Annotated in this window: 20 protein-coding genes; 9 read left to right on the top strand and 11 right to left on the bottom strand. The window is 61.5% G+C overall.

The annotated features are described in order from the left end of the window. Window positions 1-10: 10 nt before the first annotated feature. From BKX93_RS23000 to BKX93_RS24985, 5 genes are all read right to left on the bottom strand, one after another. On the bottom strand, window positions 11-2,086 hold the full coding sequence (locus BKX93_RS23000) for an EscV/YscV/HrcV family type III secretion system export apparatus protein (RefSeq protein ID WP_070981541.1): 2,076 nt from the start codon (window positions 2,084-2,086) through the stop codon (window positions 11-13). A 106-nt stretch (window positions 2,087-2,192) separates the two neighbouring features. Further along, the gene (locus tag BKX93_RS22995; RefSeq protein ID WP_083340652.1) at window positions 2,193-3,347 is read right to left on the bottom strand and encodes a YopN/LcrE/InvE/MxiC type III secretion system gatekeeper; all 1,155 of its coding nucleotides are present in this window, start codon (window positions 3,345-3,347) and stop codon (window positions 2,193-2,195) included. Next, window positions 3,337-5,067: a type III secretion system outer membrane ring subunit SctC gene (gene sctC / locus BKX93_RS22990; protein WP_070981539.1), complete on the bottom strand. Its 1,731-nt coding sequence runs from the start codon at window positions 5,065-5,067 to the stop codon at window positions 3,337-3,339. Before sctC ends, BKX93_RS22995 begins: the two co-directional genes overlap by 11 nt. Further along, window positions 5,064-5,831 carry an AraC family transcriptional regulator InvF gene (gene invF, locus BKX93_RS22985; protein WP_083340651.1) on the bottom strand — a complete coding sequence of 256 codons (768 nt, stop codon included), beginning with the start codon at window positions 5,829-5,831 and terminating at the stop codon, window positions 5,064-5,066. Before invF ends, sctC begins: the two co-directional genes overlap by 4 nt. Before the next feature lie 234 nt (window positions 5,832-6,065). Further along, entirely contained in the window at window positions 6,066-7,256 is a 1,191-nt protein-coding gene (locus BKX93_RS24985; protein ID WP_144408829.1) for a hypothetical protein, read from the bottom strand. 450 nt (window positions 7,257-7,706) lie between these two features. On the opposite strand from BKX93_RS24985, the gene BKX93_RS22980 reads away from it, so the two are divergent. From BKX93_RS22980 to BKX93_RS22945, 8 genes are all read left to right on the top strand, one after another. Continuing rightward, window positions 7,707-9,368 carry a HilA/EilA family virulence transcriptional regulator gene (locus BKX93_RS22980; protein ID WP_052717541.1) on the top strand — a complete coding sequence of 554 codons (1,662 nt, stop codon included), beginning with the start codon at window positions 7,707-7,709 and terminating at the stop codon, window positions 9,366-9,368. A gap of 141 nt (window positions 9,369-9,509) precedes the next feature. Further along, entirely contained in the window at window positions 9,510-10,706 is a 1,197-nt protein-coding gene (locus tag BKX93_RS22975) for a PrgH/EprH family type III secretion apparatus protein (protein WP_052717540.1), read from the top strand. A 2-nt stretch (window positions 10,707-10,708) separates the two neighbouring features. Next, window positions 10,709-10,963: a type III secretion system needle complex protein gene (locus BKX93_RS22970; protein ID WP_046167826.1), complete on the top strand. Its 255-nt coding sequence runs from the start codon at window positions 10,709-10,711 to the stop codon at window positions 10,961-10,963. Between the two features lie 42 nt (window positions 10,964-11,005). After that, a complete protein-coding gene (gene sctI, locus BKX93_RS22965) occupies window positions 11,006-11,308 on the top strand; it encodes a type III secretion system inner rod subunit SctI (protein ID WP_083340650.1) in 303 nt (100 codons plus the stop codon). Then, window positions 11,305-12,051, top strand: coding sequence for an EscJ/YscJ/HrcJ family type III secretion inner membrane ring protein (locus BKX93_RS22960; protein ID WP_046167950.1), 747 nt, complete (start codon window positions 11,305-11,307; stop codon window positions 12,049-12,051). The genes sctI and BKX93_RS22960 overlap by 4 nt, the downstream gene beginning before the upstream one ends. After that, a complete protein-coding gene (locus BKX93_RS22955) occupies window positions 12,044-12,634 on the top strand; it encodes a type III secretion apparatus protein OrgA/MxiK (RefSeq protein WP_046167951.1) in 591 nt (196 codons plus the stop codon). The genes BKX93_RS22960 and BKX93_RS22955 overlap by 8 nt, the downstream gene beginning before the upstream one ends. Then, a complete protein-coding gene (locus BKX93_RS22950) occupies window positions 12,591-13,304 on the top strand; it encodes a hypothetical protein (protein WP_070981537.1) in 714 nt (237 codons plus the stop codon). The genes BKX93_RS22955 and BKX93_RS22950 overlap by 44 nt, the downstream gene beginning before the upstream one ends. Before the next feature lie 5 nt (window positions 13,305-13,309). Continuing rightward, window positions 13,310-13,786, top strand: coding sequence for a hypothetical protein (locus tag BKX93_RS22945; RefSeq protein WP_070981535.1), 477 nt, complete (start codon window positions 13,310-13,312; stop codon window positions 13,784-13,786). 298 nt (window positions 13,787-14,084) lie between these two features. Here BKX93_RS22945 and BKX93_RS22940 read toward each other — a convergent pair whose 3' ends face one another. From BKX93_RS22940 to BKX93_RS24980, 4 genes are read right to left on the bottom strand one after another with little or no spacing between them, the layout of a single operon-like run. Next, window positions 14,085-15,257, bottom strand: a complete 1,173-nt coding sequence (locus BKX93_RS22940; protein ID WP_070981533.1) for an ArdC-like ssDNA-binding domain-containing protein — start codon at window positions 15,255-15,257, stop codon at window positions 14,085-14,087. Window positions 15,258-15,268: 11 nt separating this feature from the next. Continuing rightward, entirely contained in the window at window positions 15,269-15,649 is a 381-nt protein-coding gene (locus BKX93_RS22935) for a hypothetical protein (RefSeq protein ID WP_046167955.1), read from the bottom strand. 49 nt (window positions 15,650-15,698) lie between these two features. Beyond that, window positions 15,699-16,445: a bactofilin family protein gene (locus BKX93_RS22930; RefSeq protein ID WP_046167956.1), complete on the bottom strand. Its 747-nt coding sequence runs from the start codon at window positions 16,443-16,445 to the stop codon at window positions 15,699-15,701. Window positions 16,446-16,505: 60 nt separating this feature from the next. Further along, window positions 16,506-17,315: a hypothetical protein gene (locus tag BKX93_RS24980; protein WP_145929377.1), complete on the bottom strand. Its 810-nt coding sequence runs from the start codon at window positions 17,313-17,315 to the stop codon at window positions 16,506-16,508. Window positions 17,316-17,468: 153 nt separating this feature from the next. Here BKX93_RS24980 and BKX93_RS22920 point away from each other — a divergent pair, with 153 nt between their 5' ends. Beyond that, window positions 17,469-18,401, top strand: a complete 933-nt coding sequence (locus BKX93_RS22920; RefSeq protein ID WP_083340648.1) for a prepilin peptidase — start codon at window positions 17,469-17,471, stop codon at window positions 18,399-18,401. Between the two features lie 70 nt (window positions 18,402-18,471). Here the strand turns inward: BKX93_RS22920 and BKX93_RS22915 are convergent, their stop codons facing one another. Then, entirely contained in the window at window positions 18,472-19,152 is a 681-nt protein-coding gene (locus tag BKX93_RS22915; protein WP_046167958.1) for a hypothetical protein, read from the bottom strand. Between the two features lie 31 nt (window positions 19,153-19,183). Continuing rightward, window positions 19,184-19,696, bottom strand: a complete 513-nt coding sequence (locus BKX93_RS22910; RefSeq protein WP_046167959.1) for a hypothetical protein — start codon at window positions 19,694-19,696, stop codon at window positions 19,184-19,186. Window positions 19,697-20,075: the final 379 nt, after the last annotated feature.

Here is a 20,075-nt window from a genome sequence, read left to right as displayed (position 1 = left end):
TCATCTCCCGTCAGATAGTCTTGATCACATTCACCGACACGCTGTCGGTGATTTCGCCGAACGAAATCACTTCCAGATCATGGAAGCGGGTTTCCACCAGTTTCTTGATGAAGCGGCGCACATCCACAGACGCCAGCAACACCATGTCCTTGTGGGCGATGCTCAGGCTGCCCAGTCCCACCAAAAACAAATCCATCAACTCCTCGGAAGCGGACGGCTCCAGGTTGAGGAAGGCGCCGGCAGAAGTCTGGCGCACGCCTTTGCGCACCACGTCCTCCACCTCCGCTGACACCATCACCGCGCGCAATTCGTTGCCATTGGCGAATTTGTGGCAGATGTAGCGCGCCAACGCGCCGCGCACATGCTCCACCAGGTTGATCACGTCCTTCTCGCGCGGCGCCCATAACGCCAGCGCCTCCATGATCAACTTCATGTTCCGTACCGAAATTCGCTCGGTCAGCAGCCTCTGCAGCACTTCGGCGATGCGCTGCACGGTGGCGTGGCGCAGCACTTCCTTGAGCAGGTCCGGATATTTGCCTTCCAGCTGATCCAGCATGTGCTTGGCTTCCTGTATGCCGAAGTATTCGTTGACATGGCGCGCCAGCAGCGTGGACAGACAGTGGTAGAGCTCGTCCAGCGCCGGCCGCAGCTGATAGCCCAGCTTGGCCAGCTTTTCGCCCTCGGCCGGCTTGACCCACGCGCACTGCCCGGCGCCCTGCGCGGCCCATACCGGCTGAATGCCCAGCGCTTCCACTTCGTCCGAGTAGTTGACCACCCGCACCAGATCGAAATGCAAAGCGAATTCTTCCGCGCGGATCTCGTTGATCAACACCGCCGCGCGGTTGTCCTGCATCGAGCTGGAGTCGCTCAGCATCATCTGCGGCAGGCGAACGCCGTAATCGATGAAGAACTGGCTGCGCAGACGCTCCGCCAGTTGCATGCGCTCCAATTCGGCGCGACGCGCCTTGGGCACCAGCAAGATCAGCGGCACCGTCTCGGTCGCCACCCGGTCCAGATTGCCGATCAACCCCAAGGAGCTATCCGGGCCCGGCTTGCCTGGCTCGGGAGCCGCGCCGCCCAAAACCGCGCGCCCCCCGGCCGGTTCGCCGGGCGCGCCGGCGGTCTGGGCCGCCCGCCGCTTGAAATAGAACAAGCCGCCCAGCCCGCCGGCCAGGATCAGGAACACCAGCAGAGGAAAACCCGGCAGCATGCCCACCGCCAACGCCAGGCCCGCGGTGACCACCAGCACGAAGCGGTTGCCCAGCAACTGGCTCATGATGTTGCGGCCCATGTTCTCGCTGTCGCCGTTGACGCGGGTGACGATGAAACCGGCGCTGATGGCGATCAGCAATGCCGGGATCTGCGCGACCAGGCCATCGCCGATGGTCAGCATGGTGTAGGTGGACAGCGCGGTGGACAGGTTCATGCCATGCTGCGTCACCCCGACGGCGATGCCGCCGACGAAGTTGACGAAGATGATGATGATGCCGGCGATGGCGTCGCCCTTGATGAACTTCATCGCGCCGTCGAAAGAGCCGTATAGCTGGCTTTCCCGCTCCAGCACGCTGCGCCGCTCGCGCGCGCCGTCGGCGTCGATGATGCCGGCCCTCAAGTCGGCGTCGATGCTCATCTGCTTGCCGGGCATGCCGTCCAGCGAGAAACGCGCCGCCACCTCCGCCACCCGCTCCGAACCCTTGGTGATCACGATGAACTGCACCACCGTGACGATGGAGAACACCACGAAACCCACCGCCAGGCTGTCGCCGATGACGAACTGGCCGAAGGTGGCGATGATCTCGCCGGCATCGGCCTCGATCAGGATCAGGCGGCTGGTGCTGATCGACAGCGCCAGCCGGAACAGCGTGGTGATCAGCAGCACCGACGGAAAGGTGGAGAAGCTCAGGATGCGGTCGATGTAAAACGACCCCATGAATACCAGCATCGCCAGCACGATGTTGAGGCCGATCAGAAAGTCCACCAGGTAGGTGGGCAGCGGGATGATCAGCATCGCGATGATCATCACCATCAACAACAGGATCAGCAATTCAGGCCGCGAGCGCGCGCCGTTCAACAAAGAAGTCAACACCGTCGTTCATCCAGAAAATCAGACGCTCAAAACGTCTTTGATAGGGGAAAACAGCAAGCGAAATCCTGCGCCGCAGGGCTTGGCTGGCGGCTCTCTCCCACACCACTCACCGCGCTCTGCGCCGCTCAACCAACTCATGTCGATAAGCGATTCCGGCCAGATGGCGAAACTCGTCCAGCAAGGCGTCCAGCCATCCCTCATCGGGAAACAGCCTGGCAGGCAAGGACTTGCAGGCCTGGTACAGCGCGTGCAGCAGGGTGGAGCGATCCGCATGGCGGCTAAGCAAGGCGGTATCGCCCACGGTTTCCGCCAGCAGTTCGTCCAGCTCTTGCGGTTGCTGCAGCAGCGACAGCAGCAGAAACAGCCAGTCAGCCTCATTGGGGTTGAAGCCGCGGACCGCCGGATTGGCCAGCAGGCGCCCGATGAACAGGCAGTCGGCGGAGCGCAGCAATTTCAGCTGGGTCAGCCTGCCGAGCAGATCGCCGAACTCCAGCCTCGAGCAACTGGCATCCAGCGAATCGATATCGGCCAGCAAGGACCCCTCGATGAAATCCAGCACCTGCGCCCGGCGTTGATAGCCGTAACTGGCCACCCAGTCCTGATAGATTTCCGCCTCTCCCGCCTCGCTTTGCAGAAACTGCCGGTAGCTGGCGCGCAGCAGGCCGGGGCTCAAATCCAGCGCCTTGCCGAACAAGCGCGCCTTGAGCGCGCAGTTGATGCCGGCTTTCAGGGGCCGCGGCTCCGCCTCGTCTTCCACCTGCTCCAGCAGCGCTTGCAGCCGCTTGCGCGTCACCTCGTCCAGTTGCCGGCGCCGCAACAACTGGCGCAACACCAGCACCAGATCGCTGTCGTCGGGAAACTGCGAGCGCGCCCGGCGCAGCAACTCCTCGGCGGTGTAGCCGGGCGACTTGGCCACCTGCAGGATTTCCTGCGCCTTGGGCAGGGCATCCTCGTCAAGCACCCGCTCGAAACTATCCGCCAGATTGCCCCGCTTCTTGTCGTAATCGCGGCGGTTGCGGAACTGGGTCAGCACCGCCGCCATTTCGTCGGCGGATTGGGCGGCGCGCTGCAGCAGCGCCGCTGGATTCGTCTCTTCCGCCAGCTCCGCTTCGTTCATCTGCGCATCGGCCTGCTGCGATTCGCTTTTCTGCTGGGCATCGTGCCGGATATCGCGCTTGGCATCGCGCTTGGCGTCCAGCTGGGCCTGCTGTTTGGGCGTGCGCAAACCCAAGGCATGCTGCTGGCGAGCGTTAATCTCCATGGCCCGCGCCCTCCCTCCGCTCCAGGTAGCGGCGCAACTTCTGCTGCAGCGGGTCCATATCCAAGCCCCCCTGCCGGCTCAAGCCGCCAGCTAAGTCGCTGGCGTCCGGCGTCAGCGGCGAGTCGATCTCGCGCGGCTGAATCAGAAACACCCGCACGCTGTTCGACAAATCCTTGCGCTGATAGCGAAACAGGCTCCCCACCAGCGGCAGTTGGCCCAAGCCCGGCACGGCGGCCCGGTTGTCGCTGCTCGCGTCGCGGGTGAAACCGCCTATCAGCAGGCTTTTGCCCTGCGGCACCCGCGCCACCGTGCTGATGCGCGTGCGCCCCACTTCCGGGGTGGCGGCATCCTTATTGTCTTTGGAGTAATCCGGCGCCCGCGCCTCGCTGCCGTCCTCGATGTTCAACGACATCTCGATCTGGCCATCGGCGCTGAAGCGCGGCAGCACGCTGACCAGCGTGCCGTAGGTCACATGCTGCAAATCGACACTGCGCTCGCCCTCCAGCTTGGTGTAGAAGGTGCGGTTGTTATCGAACACGGCCGGCACATTTTCCTGCGTCAGCAATACCGGCCGCGACACGACATTGGCCTTGTTCTGCTGCGACAAGGCCATCACCGACGCGATGAAGCGGCTGCCGTCCAGCGTGCTCAGCGAGCCGGAACCGTTGAACGACACCCCCAGCCCGCCGCCGACCACAAGTTGCCCGCTCCATTCCACGCCCAGCCGATTCAGATCCTCTTTCTGCAGATCGATGATCCACAGCGACAGCTCGACATGGCGCTTGGCCACGTCCAGCGCCGTCACCAGATTCTCGATGAAGCGCACTTGCTCGGCCGACCCCTTCACCAGCAAGCTGTTGGTGTCCGGATAGGCGATGACGCGAATATCCCCGGCGGGGCCGTCTTGCGGCGGCGGCTCCGGCAGCGCCGTCCTGGACGGCAACGGCAGCCCCGGCAACGGCGGCAGGCCCACTTGGCTGGCCGCGTCCTCCGCGCGCGCGGGCAGCGCCGAAGAAGGCGGCAGGGACGGAGCCGGCGGCGGCAGCATCCGCACCGACTTTCCCTCGCCCGTCAGCAATTTCTCTATCACCGTGGCCATGCCCGGGATCACCAGCTTCTGGTCGCGCAGCTCGTAACTGCGGTCGCCGACAAACGTGTTGTTGAGCTTGATCACGCCTATCTTCAAACGGCCCAGGTCCATGCCTTCGCTCTGTTTATCCATGAACCCGGCCGCATTGATCACCAGATCCACATACATCGGCGGGCCGGATACGTAGAAAGCGCCGCTGCGGCTGTCGCCGCGCAGCGGATAGCGTTTGTCGTAGAGGCCGGATTTGCGCAGAAAGCCGTTGAAGGCCGACAAGGACACATTGCGCAGCGCCACCACCGCGTTGCGGGTTTCGCTGGCGTCGTAGACATAGATGGATTGACCGTCGTGGTACCAGACCAGCCCCAGTTGCTGCGTCATCCTCTCCAGCAGCGCCTGCGGATTGCTGAGGTCGAACTCGCCGCTGACCTGCTTGCGCGCCGCCTGCTTGCTCAGAATCACCGGCTTTTTCAACTTGGAGGAAATCGCGTCGAAAAACGAACGCAGGCTGTCCTTTCTGGCCACATAGCCAGCGCCATCGGCAGCCTCGCCCGGCTCCGGCGCGGCCAGCGCTCCGGCGGCCAGGCACAACGCGCATCCCAGCCATAACGCGTACGACAAACACTTGTTCATTTCACGCTTAGCTGGATGATATTGGACAGACTGCGTGGAGAAACGCCGATCAATCCTTTGATTTCATTTGAAAAATGCGATTGCGAAGAATAACCATGCTTTAGGGCCAGTTGGGTCAGGCTTTCCCTGCCCTCAACCACATCCAGCAGAGAGCGCGCCATCCGCCAGTCGCGCAGCGCGGTCTTGGCCGCATTGCCCAGCGCGTGGCGGCACAAGCGGCGGAAATGGGAGCGCGACACGCCGTAACGCTCGCCCAGCTCTTGCAATTTGTCGCCGCCTGCCGACTGCGCCAACAGAAAACGCACCAGCCAGTAGCTTTCATTGCGGCGCAACAGGGCCAGCAAGGACGAAAACGGCTCCGCAGGCTCCAGCAACTGGTTCAGGAACCAGTACTCGCAACGGCGCCGGTCAGCCCATAAAGACAGATCATCCTGCGGCAAGCGCGCGCAATGCCGCTCGGCAGAACACGGCGCCAGACCATTGGCCTCATCGACGAAGGCCAGCAATTTGGCAAGCGCCTCCAGCCGGACCGGATGAAAACAAAGACTGCCGGACACCGCCTTCAGCTTCAGGCGGTCCAGCAGCAACAGCCCTTGCCAGCCTGATGGCAGAGTCCAAACCTCACGGTCGGCTTCCCAGCTCAATTCAAGCCGAGCCCCGCCCTTGGCCAGCGGCAGCAATAACCAAGCCTCCTGGCCGGCGATCTCGCGCCGGCCAGAGGCCGCCAAGGTTTGCAGGGGGTTCAATACATTGTTCTCTGTCATCGCATGAAATCCAGGCCCGGCGGTTGCCGGGATGACGACAGTGTGTATTAGCGAAAGGAAGGAATCCTGATGGGAATATGATGACCGGGACAATACTTGCTACCAGCAGGCAAGCTACGTCGAGTCATTCTCCCCGCGAAAATATGGAATACAGTTAACGAGAAAACATTCTCGACATAGGCGATATACCATCATACGCTTGATAACGAGCAAGCCCATTCCCATCAAAATCGCTTACTGACTCCCAGTTTTACGCCCACCCTCACTTTCACTTCCACTTTCGCTTCCACTCCCACTGAAGTTTACACCCTCAAAATCCCCAGAAAAAAGATCAAATCCTGAATCTGGCTCATCTGGCTTTTTAAAATGCTCTTCGAAATTTTTTACACTAGATAAATCATTAACATTTTCCAGTTTTTTTCTTACATCCCCCGCCTGTCCCAAAACTGTCAAGAATCCATCTGCTGTAAATGAATCATTAGACATTTTAGAATATAAATCATTCAACTCACCAACAAGCCCTGTAATCTCTGCCACCACAGCCTCTTTGTAAGGACCAACGTCCACTCCCTCGCTCTTTGGCTCATAACGATGAAATGGAAATCCATTCTTGCCGCCATTCATTGTATCTTTTGCAAAACTGGGTATGGACAAAGAAGAGGGAGAAAATCTGCTGTCTTTTTTCTCATTAAATACACCTCCAGCATCTTCATTACTGAATAAATAGGTCCCACCTGAGTGGCTACGCACCAGCGCCGGAGGATCATTCTCGCCCTGTCCCTTCACATCCGCATTGAACTCCACATCAGAAGCTTTGGCTAGTCCTTCTCTCGGATGCGTATGTACAATGTTAATAACATTCATGCCTTCAAAACCAGGCGTTGTGTTCCCTGGCGTCTTAACAGAAGCAGCTAGACCATTAGAGCCATCACTTGTCACCCCTCCTACTATCAGAAGCCGTCGTTCACTCGCATCACCAACCACATTCAACCCAATTTCACTTGCTGTATTTCTATCCATCCCAATAGTTTGAAGATCCTTTAAAGAAATACTAAAGTTGACTGGCAAGAAAACATGAGGAAAAAGAGAAACTGTGCGCGCAGCATCACCAACAGCAATATCGCCCGCTTCACATTGTGCCCTGATGGACTTACCTTCAGCAGCCATTTCATCAGCAATGCGCAATTTTCTAAGAATTCCATCTGGATTATTAGGCTCTATCTCCTCATACTGTGCATGCAATCCCTCAAGCTTTGCAGTATCAACCTTATCACTTGCCTTCAGTATATTGATCTGGCCATCATAAGTTTTAGAGGCCTCCCCCGTGTTGAATTTTTTAGCACGCTCCTCCACCGCGCCACCATCCAAGGCCATACTACCAAATTTTGCATTGACAGACATACCATTCGAGGGACTAGAAATCATATCACTTCCATTGTTCAAACAAATATAACCAATTAAATTTGATGGCAATAAATTACGCCACCACCTTATAACCTCGCAACACACTTCGACATATAAACCAAGTCTAGCCAACACAAACTGCACTGAATCCAAATGCCATGGATGGTTAGCAATACTAGTCAAACAAAGTGGAAAAGGCTCTGCGCATGCTCTAAACGCTCAAGAGGCACACGCGTAACCAAAAAAGCTAAACCACAATCGCCAGCCATACTTGCAGAAACAGCTCACACCTCCACCATCAAGGACGAGCCGGCCCCATCCCTACAGGCGTGACAAACCGGATAGTAAAAATTCCGTTGTCAAGTCGCCAAGCCAGCTGATAATATGTTTGATATGATACGTATCATAACGAACAAATTATCAATGCGCCGTGAGACCCTGTAGCTCTGGCCTGCCGCAAGGGATAGAGAGATGATGAACAACGATGGCTTCATGAACCGGCAGTTCGTCTTCGGCGACTTCATCCTGCACTTCGACGGCATGCTGACTCATGGCGAGCGGCAGCTGGGCATCCCGCCCAAGGAACTGGCGGTGCTCACCGTGTTGCTGGAAGCCGCCGGCGAGCTGGTGAGCAAGGATGAGCTGCTGGACAGGGTATGGCCCGATGACGACGTCAACGAGGAGTCGCTTACCCGCTGCATCTACGCTTTGCGCCGCATCCTGCTGGAGAGCAAGGAGCAGCGCTACATCGACACCGTCTACGGCAAGGGCTACCGTTTCTGCCGCCCCGTGGCCATGGTGACCCAGCACAGCGTGCCGGCGACAAGCGCCTCGGTCGCGGTGCTGCCCTTCCGCATGGAAAGCCAGCTGGATGCCCAGGCGCTGCATGGCGCGCTGGTGCAGAATCTGGCGCGTTACGCTCCCTACGGCCTCTGCGTGCTGCCGGCCACGCTGACCCGGCATTGCCATGCCATCGGGGATATCCACGCGCTGCTGGAGCAGCTCGCTCCCGACTACTACCTGGCCGGTCAAACCCAGGGCGCGGGCGAAACCTGCATCTTGCGGGTGGAGCTGATCCGCTCCCGCGGCCACCAGCTGGTCCATCACGAAAGCATCTCGCTATCCGGCTTGCACCCGGCGGCGCTGCAAGCCCGGCTAAGCAATCTGCTGGCGCAGCGCATCCCCGGCCTTCGCGTCAGCCGGGTTGGCGAACTGGACGCCGCCGACACCGCCATCCCCTACCTGAACGCCATGCAAGAATTGCGGCAGCACACGCCATCCAGCCTGCTGCGCGCGCTGGGCCAGCTGCATCGATGCGTGGAGAGCGCGCCCGGCCACGCGCCATCCTGGCGCGCCCTGGCCGAATGCTATCTGGCCCTGGCGCAACTGAGCCTGTTCGACCAGGAACTGGCGCTGGAGCAAGCCAGGCAGGCGGTCGACAAAGCGGTGGAGCTGGACGCCGCCCATCCTCAGACGCTTGGGCTGCTGGCCTTGCTGGGCAGCTTGCGCGGCGAACATGCGCTGGCCGACGCGCTGTTCGAGCAGGCGCGGCTGCTGGCGCCGCAATCGGTGGAAGTGCTCTGCTGCCACGCCTGGCATCTGTTTTTGTCCGGCCGGCTGAGCCAGGCGCAGAACGCGCTGGACGCCAGCCTGGAACGCGATCCTTCCCGCATCGCGGCCAGCATCCTGAAGCTGTGGCTGACCTTTTGCCAGAACCGCCTCGGCGACGCCGTCGCGCTGGGCAAGAGCCAGTTGCGCCGTTACGGCCAGGACCATCCGGTGCTGCAAAGCCTGCTGGCCTTGATCTTGTCGCAACAGCAACTGCATGCCGAAGCGCTGGAGCTCATTCATGCCGTGCGCGCCGCAGGCGAGGAAGCCGGCCTACTCATGCTCAACCGCTGCAGCGTGGAGTTTGCCAGCTCCGGCGACCCCGCCCCGTTGCAAGCGCTGCAGATAGACAGCCGCCATGTGCGGGCCAGCCTGCTGCCGCTGGTGCTAGCGCGCGACGGCCGCGAGGCGGCGCTGCTGCTGTGGGGGCAATTGCAGGCCGGACGCTACCCCTGGCTGCCGGCATGGCGGCACGACCCTAGGTTGGCGGAACTGTTCGCGCCGCAAATGTCGGCGGCAGCGTGAGTCCACTAAGCCGACAAGATTCGGATGCGAATCTGATCCGCCGCGCCGAATCTGATCGGTTTTTCATCAGGAATGGCATAACCCGCGCGCATACAGTGGCGGCCGATATCGACTCGCCCAGCAGCCTTGAATAAGAACACCATGCTTGCAGAAGACAACCACCCATCCGAGACGGCCGCCATCGTCGTGCGCCTGCTCAACAGCGCCTTGCGCGGCTGCGAGTTTTTGTTGCGCCCCGGCAGGACGCTGTTTCTGGTAGGCCCCAGCGAAGCCCTGGCCGAGCCCCACCAATTGCCGGAGTTGCCGGGAGACACGCTGTACGTGCCGCTGGCCGACGGCGGCGTCAACTTCGAGATCCTCATCGATGAGGATGCTCAAATCCGCGAGCTGGGCCAGGACGAGGTGGCCGAATATCCGGCGGGCTTCAATCAGATCATCCGGGTGGGCGCGCTGGAACTGGCGTTGCGCCCTCAGGACCAGTCCTGGCTGCCGGAAGTGCTCAACCATCCGCGCCAGACCGATACCCTGGCGACGAAGCCTCCGCGCCGCCGCAACCGCTGGCTGGCCGTCCCCGCCCTGCTGGCGCTGCTGGCCGCTGCGGGGCTGGGCTTCGGCAGCTACGAGCAATGGCAGGACGGCTCTCAACGCAAGACAATGGAGCTATCGGCGCTGCTGGGCAACAATCCTCAGCGCTTTCAGATACTGCCCGGACAGGATGGCCGCTTTTACGTCGCGGCCGCCAGCGAAAGAGATACCGCCTGGGCGCGGCAAGCCTTGCTGCGCAGCGACGATCCGCAAGATTTCGAGGTCATCACCCCTCTGCGCGAGAACGAGCGCATCGGCCGCTGGCTGGCCGCGGCTTATCCGGATCTTGCTTATTACTGCCTGCAATTGAATGATCCGCGCCACCCCCAGCTCTGGATCAGCCTGCAGCGCGCCGCGCTGAGCGCGGAAGACAAAATGCGCCTGGCTGCCCGGCTGGTCGAGAGCCTGCCTTACGCCGACAAGGTGGATATCGTCCCGGTGGACGACGCCGCCGCCGCGCGCGAAGCGGAAGCCGGGCTGCGGCGGTTGGCGTTGCCCTTCCGCCGCCAGGACAACCCAAGCAGCGTCGTCTTCGCCATCTCAGGTTCGCTGGGCGACGACGAACTGCAGCGCGCGCGCCAGTTCGTCGACCGCTATTACCGCCAATGGGGCGGCCGCTATGTGCAGTTCGCCATCGAATTGAAGGACGACAGTCTCAAAGGCAAGTCCTTCCTGTATGGCAGTCAGGGCTACATCAAGCTTGATGCCAGCCATTGGTACTTCCCACACACTTTATCAACCACAGGAGAATAAGCATGGCCGCCACTATCGGAGCCTCACAACCGGATAGTTTTTATATCAACCAGTTGTCGCAAAATTTTGACTCGACCCAACTCAAGACAGAAGTAGATACAGCCCTGGAAAAACTTGTCGCCAACCCTTCCGACCCAAGCGTACTCGCCAAGTACCAAAGCAAATTGTCTGAATACAACCTGTACCGCAACGCCCAGTCCAACGTGGTCAAGACCTTCAAGGACATTGACGCCGCCATTATCCAGAACTTCCGCTAATCGTCGCGCCGGCAAGCCGCCGGCGCCAACCTGGACTCCAAGATGATTCCCATTTCCGCCGCCCAGTCGCGCCAGGCCATCCAGGTCAGCGACATCAGCCAGACCGATCAGCAAACCATGTCGCTGGAAGACAGAATGATCCATGCCTTCGCCGAATCCGCGGTCTCAGTCGGCACGGAGAAAACTGCCATCATGCAAAAAATCGATCAACCCGAGGATTTGAGCGACCCGTCCAAGCTATATCAGCTGCAGCTGCGCACATCCAATTACAACCTGGAAGTTTCCATGCTCAGCACCCTCGCCCGCAAAGGGGTCGGCGTGGTGGAAAGCCTGCTGCGCTCATGACGCGCGCCTGCCTGAAAGCCGCGCTGCTGGCGCTGCTGCTGGCAGGCTGCCAGCAAAAGGACTTGCTGAAGGGCTTGGACCAGCAGCAGGCCAATGAAGTCATCGCAGTGCTGCAGCGCCACAATATCGAAGCGGACAAGCAGGACAAGGGCAAGAGCGGCTTCAGCATCGCCGTGGCGCCGTCCGACTTCGCCGCCGCGGTAGACTGGCTGAAAACCTACGACCTGCCCTCCCGTCCGCGCATGGAAGTGGCGCAGATGTTCCCGGCCGACTCGCTGGTCTCTTCGCCGCGCGCGGAAAAAGCCAGGCTGTACTCCGCCATAGAACAGCGGCTGGAGCAATCGCTGCAGACCATGGATGGCATCCTGTCCGCCCGCGTCCACGTCAGCTATGACCTGAATGCCGGAGAGGACGGCCGGCCGCCCCAGCCCATCCATCTCGCCGTATTGGCGAGCTATGACCGGGACATCGAACCGGAACCGATGATCAACAACATCAAGCGCTTTCTGAAAAACAGCTTCGCCGACGTCGAATACGACAATATCTCGGTCGTGCTGTCGCGCCGCAGCGAAGCCCAGCAACAGCCACCCGGCCAGCCATCCGCCAGCCGGCCGGACAACCTGCCCGCGCTGCTGGCCGGCCTGGCCGCAACGGGCCTGCTAGCGGTTATGGCCGGCTGGTTCTGGCTGCGCCAGGGCAAACGAGGCGGCAAGGCGGCCCCCGCGGAGGCGCGGCATGGCTGAGCGCTCCGGCGCGGAACTGTCTCCGCCAGTGCGCGCCATTCTATTCGACCCGCTGTCCTATCTGCATCCGCACCGGTTGAGGCTCCCTGCCGCGCTGGACAGCCCGCGGCAGCGCGCCGTCATCAACGACATGCTGATCAGCGGCCATCGCCTGGACAACCACTGGCCCGCCGGCCCGCTCAATAGCGCCACCCGCCAGTTTCTGCGCCACTGGCCACTGCTGCCGCAAGCGGCCTACCTGATCGGTTGCCAGGCGCTGCGCGCCGCCCTGGGCTGGCAAGGCGGTCTGCTGCGCCTGCCTGCCTGGGCCCAGGATTTCGCCGCCATGCGTCTGAATCAGCCAAGCGGCATCGCGCCATCCCGCCCGTTCTCCCACAACGACTTGCTGCGCGCCGGCTATAGCCGACTGCAGGCCTGGAAGGGCGAGCTGCCAGCGGCGCTCTCCCAAAGGCTGGCGCTTCCGTTTCCTCCCATCGTCGACGATGTGCCGGCCGCGCCCGGCGCGCCGGACGTCCTGCTACTGACACTGGCTCTGCAATATGCCCAACGACACCCCCATGTTCCGCCCGCAGACAGCCGCTGAGGGGGTACTGGTCCGCCGCGGCCAACTGGAACGCCTTCGCCACGCCCACAATCTGGAGCGACAGGCGCGCCAACGCGCCAGCCAATTGCTGCGGGAAGCTCAAAATCAGGCCGACGCCATCCGCGGCCATGCCTATAGCGACGGCTACCAACAGGGCATGCTCACAGCCCTGGATCAGATAGCCGCCGCGCTGGCCGACAGCCAGGCCCTGGCAGAGCGATGGCGCGGACATCTGGAGCAGCAGGCGCGCGCCATGCTGGCCGCCGCTGTCGACCACCCGGACACCTTGCTGCTGCTGCTGGACGAATGGCTGAAAAACCAGCCCCCCGCCGCGCCGGAAGCCACGCTGCACTTGCGCGTGCCCAAAGCCTCGCGCCCGCGGCAGGGCGCGCTGATGTCCCTGCTCGCGGAGCGCTGGCACGGCGCCATCCAGATCGACCATCACGACGATAGCCGCTTCATCATGCGTTGCGCCGATCAGGCGGCCGAGTTTTCCCCGGAACAATATCTGGAACCGGCGAGCCGCCAGTTGCTTCAGAGCCTGAATGGCTTGCCGCAGGACTGCCGCCGGCTGTCCGCCGCCTCGCTGGAACAACTGCAACGGCAATTGCGGCAACGGCTGGAGCCGCTGGCCGCCGCCCTCCCCGCCAATCCGTCAACGGAAAGCTAGCCTCCATGATCACGACCCCGACAAACCGGATTCCCGACGCGCAAACGCTCGGCTCGAGCGCCGCGGACTCCATCGTTCCGCTATATCTGCGGGCCGCCCAGGCCCAACAGACCGATGCCGCCCAGGAGCATGCCCTCGCGCCCGGAGACGCCGCGCAGGCGCAAGCCTTGCTGGCGGCATTGAAACAGCTGCCCACGCCGGCATCGGACTCGCTGGCGGACCGCAAGGCCTATATCGCCGCCATCGCGCAGCAGCTGCGCGACTTCAAATCGCCTCAAGGAAACGCCCGCGCATTTGCCACCCTGGCCCAGCAAAAAGCTGTGCTCAAGCACCTCCAGAACGAGGTAGGCGACGCATCGCCTCTTTACCAGCCGCTGACCGGGGCCATGCTGGGAGTCAGCAATCTGCAATCACAAGTGAACCAGTGGATGCAGGAGGTCCTGCTATCGGATGGCACGCCGCCGGAGTTCAGCGACTGGTAACGCGGAGAGTCGGCCAGGCTGCGTACGGCAGGCTGGCCGCCCCGCATGCTGCCGCGACGCGCCGGGAGAGCGCCGGGAGAAATCCAGCCGAGGAACCGCAGCGGCGACCGGCGTAGAGAAACGCCGGAGTTTTACCGATAGTGGCTGGAAATCACGCCACTCTTGGAAGCGGCTCAAAGTCTTTTCCAAGCCCCGCGCCCTCCGAGCGGAAGGACTGACTCAAGGCCAAGGGCGCAGGCGCGCATGAATCTTGCGACAAATCGGCGCAACGCAGCGTCGGGATTTTTGTCAGCGTCTCCTAGCCTGCGGCGGCGAGGCCCGGCATCGCCATATCGATGGCCGAAGCCGCGCGCCGCCGCCTCCGCCGGCTGTCATCCAGCCTCAGCAGATCCCTCGCCATGCCTTCCTCCTCCGCCAGAAACCAGCCGAACAGCTCGCGCGCGGTAACAGACAAGCCATCATAGGCTCCCGCCTGAATGGAGCGCCGCGCCCAGTCCTGAAAACGGCCGTACAGCTCCGCTTCGGTTTCGGGCAAGAGTTCCTGGCTGCCGAAATGGCTCGCCGTCAGCTGCGTCGACTCCGCGATGGCCAGCATGGATACCTCCATCCATAAGGCGCCGCGCCGCGCCGCAAACCGGGCCGCTTCCGCCGCCAGCGCAAGCTTCCGCGCCTCCAACGAGGGATCGGCCAGCAGATTCGCCTTCATAAACTCGTTGCCCGCCCGCTCGAACGCCGAAACAGCCGGAGAGTGCCGACCAAGCCAGGCTCTCACTCTTTCCACCGCATGCGCCGCTCGGAAGATGGCCAGCGGCCCTTCAGCCCCGTCATGGCCGGAGATTCGCGCCATCGGCGCAGCCTCGGCCAAACCGGGCAACCAGCTCAGCATGCTCGAGGCGACCCGCGACAGCAACACCGCCCCCTCATCCAAGGCGGCGTCCTCCAAGCAATGCCGGGCAAGGGCCGGAAAAACATTCGGCCCATCCGTCCAACCCAAATCGCTCAACGCAAGCTCAGTCAAGCGACGGTTGCCGCCCCCTGCCGCCAGATCCATGTCCGACGAAACCGCCAGCGGAGGCAAACCGATGATTTGGGCGGCATTGAATAGCGAGCAACCCTTCAATGCGTATACGGCGTCATCCCCCGGCATGCCCCCCGCCCTCATGACCGGCAGAGCGAACACGACCAGGGCAGCCTGCGCGCCGTTGACCAGGCGGATGTCGGCAAATCGTTGCCGCAAGCCATCTATCTGCTTCCACGTCAGCCAGCGGGGATCGGCGCTGCCCGCCGGCAAGGCGGCGTTCAACAATAAATGGTTAATGCCTTGATAAACCGTTCCCGACAACGGATTGAAATGGCAGGCCAGCCCAGCCGGCGCAGCCCCAGTGCCAAGCCGCATCGCTTCCAGGTGTCTGGAGACTCTGACCGAGACCTCGCTGAAATAATCGCGCCGCCCGCTTCGCTGCAGACTCATGAATTCTCCTCCTACAGATACAAGCCGCTGATCGACTGATGCAGTCCAGCCTCGCCGCGCCCCATCATCGAAGCCAGCGTAGCCAAGCCTCCCAGATAGTCCGCGGCAGCCTGGGCGAATACCGGATCCGCGGCCGACGCCGCCATCGCCCGGATAGCCGCCAGCCCATCTCCGCCCAAAGGGGAAAATGCGACCTCATGATCCTCTGCCAGCAACAACATGATGCACAAGCGCTCTATCGCCAGCTTCAGAAACGGCTGGCAAGCCCACCGGGCATCTTCCTCCTCGTCGCTCGCTTCCGGCGGCAGAGGCGCATTCAAGCCCAGCCTGCCGGCTTCCGCTGCCGACAACGCATCCGCCGGCACCCGCCGGGGAAAGCCTTGCTCTTCCATCCAAACTCCCGGTTCCAACCATCCAAGCGAAACGCAAGCCCGGCGCCTGTCAGGCGCCGACAGCCAAGGAACGCAGGTTCGCCGAGCTTTCGCGTTCGACATCCAGCCCGCGATACAGCTTTTCAATCTCCGCCGTATTCTGCGTCGCGGCCAATGGCGATACCGTCGCCGAAACCTGCGCGACAGCCGCTTCGCGCTCCACTGTCAGCACCGGGATGCCTGTGGCCGATGCCTCTTCGTCGCCCGGCAACGCGCTCCTGCCCATATCGCAAGGATGCGGCGGATGATCCAGCATGGCGATGTGCTCGACTCGCCTTACCATGCCGGACAAGGCCGAGCCTATATCCTGGCGCAGGGTATGGCGGTAGTTGACCGTGCCGCAGACCTGGGCAGTCGGCATCAACAGCACGTGATCGGCATAGATATCTCCGTCCAGATTGCCGGCCACGACCACGACTCGGGCATGCAGATCGCCATTGATATCTCCCCCCTGGCTGACGATGACGATAGGATCGCACTCCTTGACCGCCCCATTGGGAATCAGGCTGCCGATAATCCGTCCGGAAACCTTGACGCCCCGGCCAATGAAAATATCGCCATGGATCTCCATGTCGATCTCGATCAAAGAACGGATCTGCTCGCGCGTGATGGTGGGCGAACTGCCCTTGAGCGTGTCGCTGATCGTTTCGTCAGGCTGGCTGCCCGCCACCTCCTGCAGGGCTTCCGACTGCTCGATGGAATCGAGCTTGCTGAGCGCGTCGCTGCCCAGCAGCATTTTCGCGAAAAACTTGCGCATGACTTAATCCTTTCATATGCGCGCCCCAGGGCGCTGCCGTCATCTGGCCTGCGCCGCCGGCTAGAGGTTGACCTTGTAGCGGCCATGATCGGTTTCGATCACCTGCGCTTGCTGGTCTATGCGCTGGATCACTTCGCCATTTCTGAAGCGATCGCCCACCTGTAATTCCGCGGCGCGGCCATCCGGCTGCGTCACCCATACCGATGTGGAGGACATGCCCAGCACGCTCACATCGCGCGCCTTCTGCCCATGCCCGCCGATGGCGGCCTTGCGCGGGCTTGCCGGCCGGCTGCGGGCTGCCAGTTCTTTCACCTCCAGCTCCAGCCTCGCGACTTTCGCCTCCAACGTTTCTCCTGCCGGCATGGGCTTCGCGCTCACGACCGGGGAGTCTGGCCGCGACGCAGGCGCGGATGCCGGAGCGTTCGGCTGCGTTGCGGATTGCCGCGCGGGAAGCGGACCGGAGGCTGGAGTCCGCGCGTCAAGCGCCGGCAGCGCAGTCCGTCCGCCAGCCTCAGACGCACCGCCGGCCTTTGCCGCAATCCGCCTCGGCGCCGGCATCGTCGGCGGGCCTGTTTGCCTCGAAGCAGAGATCAACGGTTCGGCGATAGGCTGCGGGCTCACAAACTTCTGCCATAACAGCATGCCCAGCAGAATGAGCGCCAGCCAGGCGATCAGCGCCAACGCCGCCACGCGTCGGAGATCGCGTTTCGGTCTTTCCTCCGTCAGCGCACTCCCGGGCTTTTCTTCCATCCCGAAATCCTGGAGCGGCGGGGGCTGCCGCCATGCATCGCGCGCCATCGCGCGTTCATCGGCGAAACCAGGCCCTTCCCTATCCAAGGCCAGACTTTCCGCATCGCCAAAATCATGCATTCCACTCATTCCGATACCTCGTCATATAGGTCAATGCGATAAATATGTTATATTGAAGTAGGTACTAAATCAAACTTAATGTTGAAGGGATTTCAAAATCCACATATTTCCTCCCCTTCAGACACGCTTCGATGAAAAGAAAGCCAAGAGCATATGATCGACCGGAAAAGCGCGCTTCTCATCGGAAGCGCGAGCATCGCGCTGACAGCGCTATTCGCCTGGCTCAGCCAGAACGCCACGCTCGGCATTCAGTTCGCCGTCGTCCTGCTGATCCTGGGCTTGCTGCTTGGAAGTTTCCTGAATGTACTGGTATACCGGCTCCCCAAAATGATGGAGTCCGCCTGGAGGCGCGAGTGCGCGGAGGCCACGAATCAGCCGGCGCCTCCACTCGAAACGCTTACGCTATCGCGCCCGCGCTCACACTGCCCCGCTTGCCATGCCTCGCTGGCCGGATGGCAGCTGATCCCGCTTCTCGGCTATCTGCTGCTTCGCGGACGCTGCGCCCGCTGCGCCGCCAGAATCAGCTTGCGCTACCCGCTGATCGAGCTGGGCGTCGGACTCGCTTTCTGCTGCGTAGGCTGGCGTTTAGGCCCCCATCCCATCGCCGCGGCCTGGCTGGTCTTTTTATTTCTGCTGTCCGCGCTGGCGCTGATCGACCTGGATGCCAAGCTGCTGCCCGACTCGCTGACCCAGGCGCTGCTATGGCTGGGCTTGATAGCCAATATTTTCCACGCATTCGCCCCGCTGCAAGATGCCGTGGTCGGGGCAATAGCGGGATATTCATTGATGTGGACGATCGCCGCCCTATTCCGCTGGAGCACGGGACTGGACGGACTCGGGGCCGGAGACTTCAAGTTGGTCGCAGGCTTGGGCACCTGGCTGGGATGGCAACAACTGCCGCTGATCGTCGGACTGGGAGCAATCAGCAGCGCGCTGACAGGCGGCGCGCTGATCGCGCTGAGAAAGATTGACAGCCATGCGCCGCAACCATTTGGCCCTCACCTCATCGGCGCGGCCGCGGTAGCGCTGTTCTGGGGAAACGAGATCGCCGCCTGGTATCTGAAGACGGCCCTGGGACAGGGTTAGCGGCCAACTGCCGCATATCCCCGGCGGACGGCCCGCCAGGGCCATTCCCAGGGAAAACAGCCGCGCGGAGCTAGGGCGCTTTCGCGCGGCGCGCATCCTTCATGACTTCGACCGGAGACTCTCCATCCAGCAAACGCCTCACCCATCCCCGCTCCGGCTCAGACAGCACGCCTATCCGCCGCTCCACCCGCTCTGCAAGACCCTTTGCGCCGTGCGCCTCCTCCAGCGCGACATTGATCATCAAGTCCTTGCGGTACTTGGCATTGCCTCGCATCTGAAAAAAGTCCAGCAAATTGCGGTCGACATTTGCCGCCCCGAGTTGAGCCCGCTCGGCATCGCGGCGATCGGCGACCTGCGGCTGACGATTGGCCGGCGCGACGTCGGCAGGATGGATCGCCATATCCACCAGCTCTCGCGCCAACTGCGCGTGGCCGGCGACGGCCGCGCGCCTTACCGCGGCAGCGTCCAGCGCCGTGATCGGCGCATTGCTCATCGGAAACAGCACGGATAAAGCCACAGCGCCCAACGCATCCCGCTCCCCAAGCGCCTCGGCCCTCAGGAAAAACTTCGCGACATTGCTTTCCGTCATCGAAGCCGGCGGCGCTCCATCAAGAAAAGCGCTGGCTTTCCACTCGTCAAACCGTTGCCGCATTGACTCAGGCACCTCGCCCCTGAAGTAGCAAGCCTGCAATTCCTCCGGCAACACCGCCGCAAGTTGACGTTCATACACCGGGATGTTCACCGTAGACATCTGTCACACCTTTTTGCGATAGACCCGATCATTACCGAATGACACCATGCTCTTTTAGCGCCGGCACCTCTCCAGTTGCGACTCGCTCCATTCGATACAACAACTCCGTCAATCTGGCCAGATCCACCACGCCAGAAACGGAAAGACTAGGCATCGCGCCCTGCTGCAGAACCGCCGCTTCGGCGTCGCTGCGCGCAACCACGAAATTGACCACGGGATTTCGGTCCGGCGCATGAGTCTTGGAAAAACCGACAACAACAAAAACCCGCTCCGCAGGCAAATGGCGATCATCGCCAAACGCCACGCCCTCCTGCGTCAGGCAAGCCTCGTCGCCGACCGCGATCCGATTCATGTAATTTACATATCGACGCACTTCGGCCAGACTCATCACACCCGCCGGCTGAAACTGCGGCATGCAACGCTTTGCCAAACTGGATGCGACGGTCGCAGTGTCCGCAATGACATACACCGAAGCCGCCGAGAACGCTTTCTTAAGTTTTGCCCAATAACCCGCAACCAAAAATACGCGTCCGTCATCGTACATGTCTTTTCCCCTCACTCAGTTACCATGAGTGACCCTGCCTCTTGGCGCAGCCCGGAGGTTACAGTTTCTTTTAGTTTCATTACTACTAGAGTGTACCACAAGGTCACAAAAATTCATTTCCACGAACGCTGACGGCTATGCCGCTCATACATGAGCCTCCTCCACACCCGGTTTATCGGCATTTTGAGCAGGCATGCCTGAACCCACTCCACAACCCCGCTAGAAACAGAAATCACCTTTGTCGGACAATCGTCTGGCATGAAGAAACCCAACCCGCTCCAGGGTAGTAGCCACAATGGCAGCCCGCCTGCCATGTCATGTTCAATCAAAAAAAAACAATAATATTGATTTAGTATCATCAGGGGAACGAAGTCTACAG

Origin of the sequence: Chromobacterium vaccinii (assembly GCF_001855275.1) — a bacterium.
Lineage (GTDB): Bacteria > Pseudomonadota > Gammaproteobacteria > Burkholderiales > Chromobacteriaceae > Chromobacterium > Chromobacterium vaccinii.
Note: the sequence above shows the minus strand (reverse complement) of the source record. Positions and strands in the feature narration are given on the sequence as shown.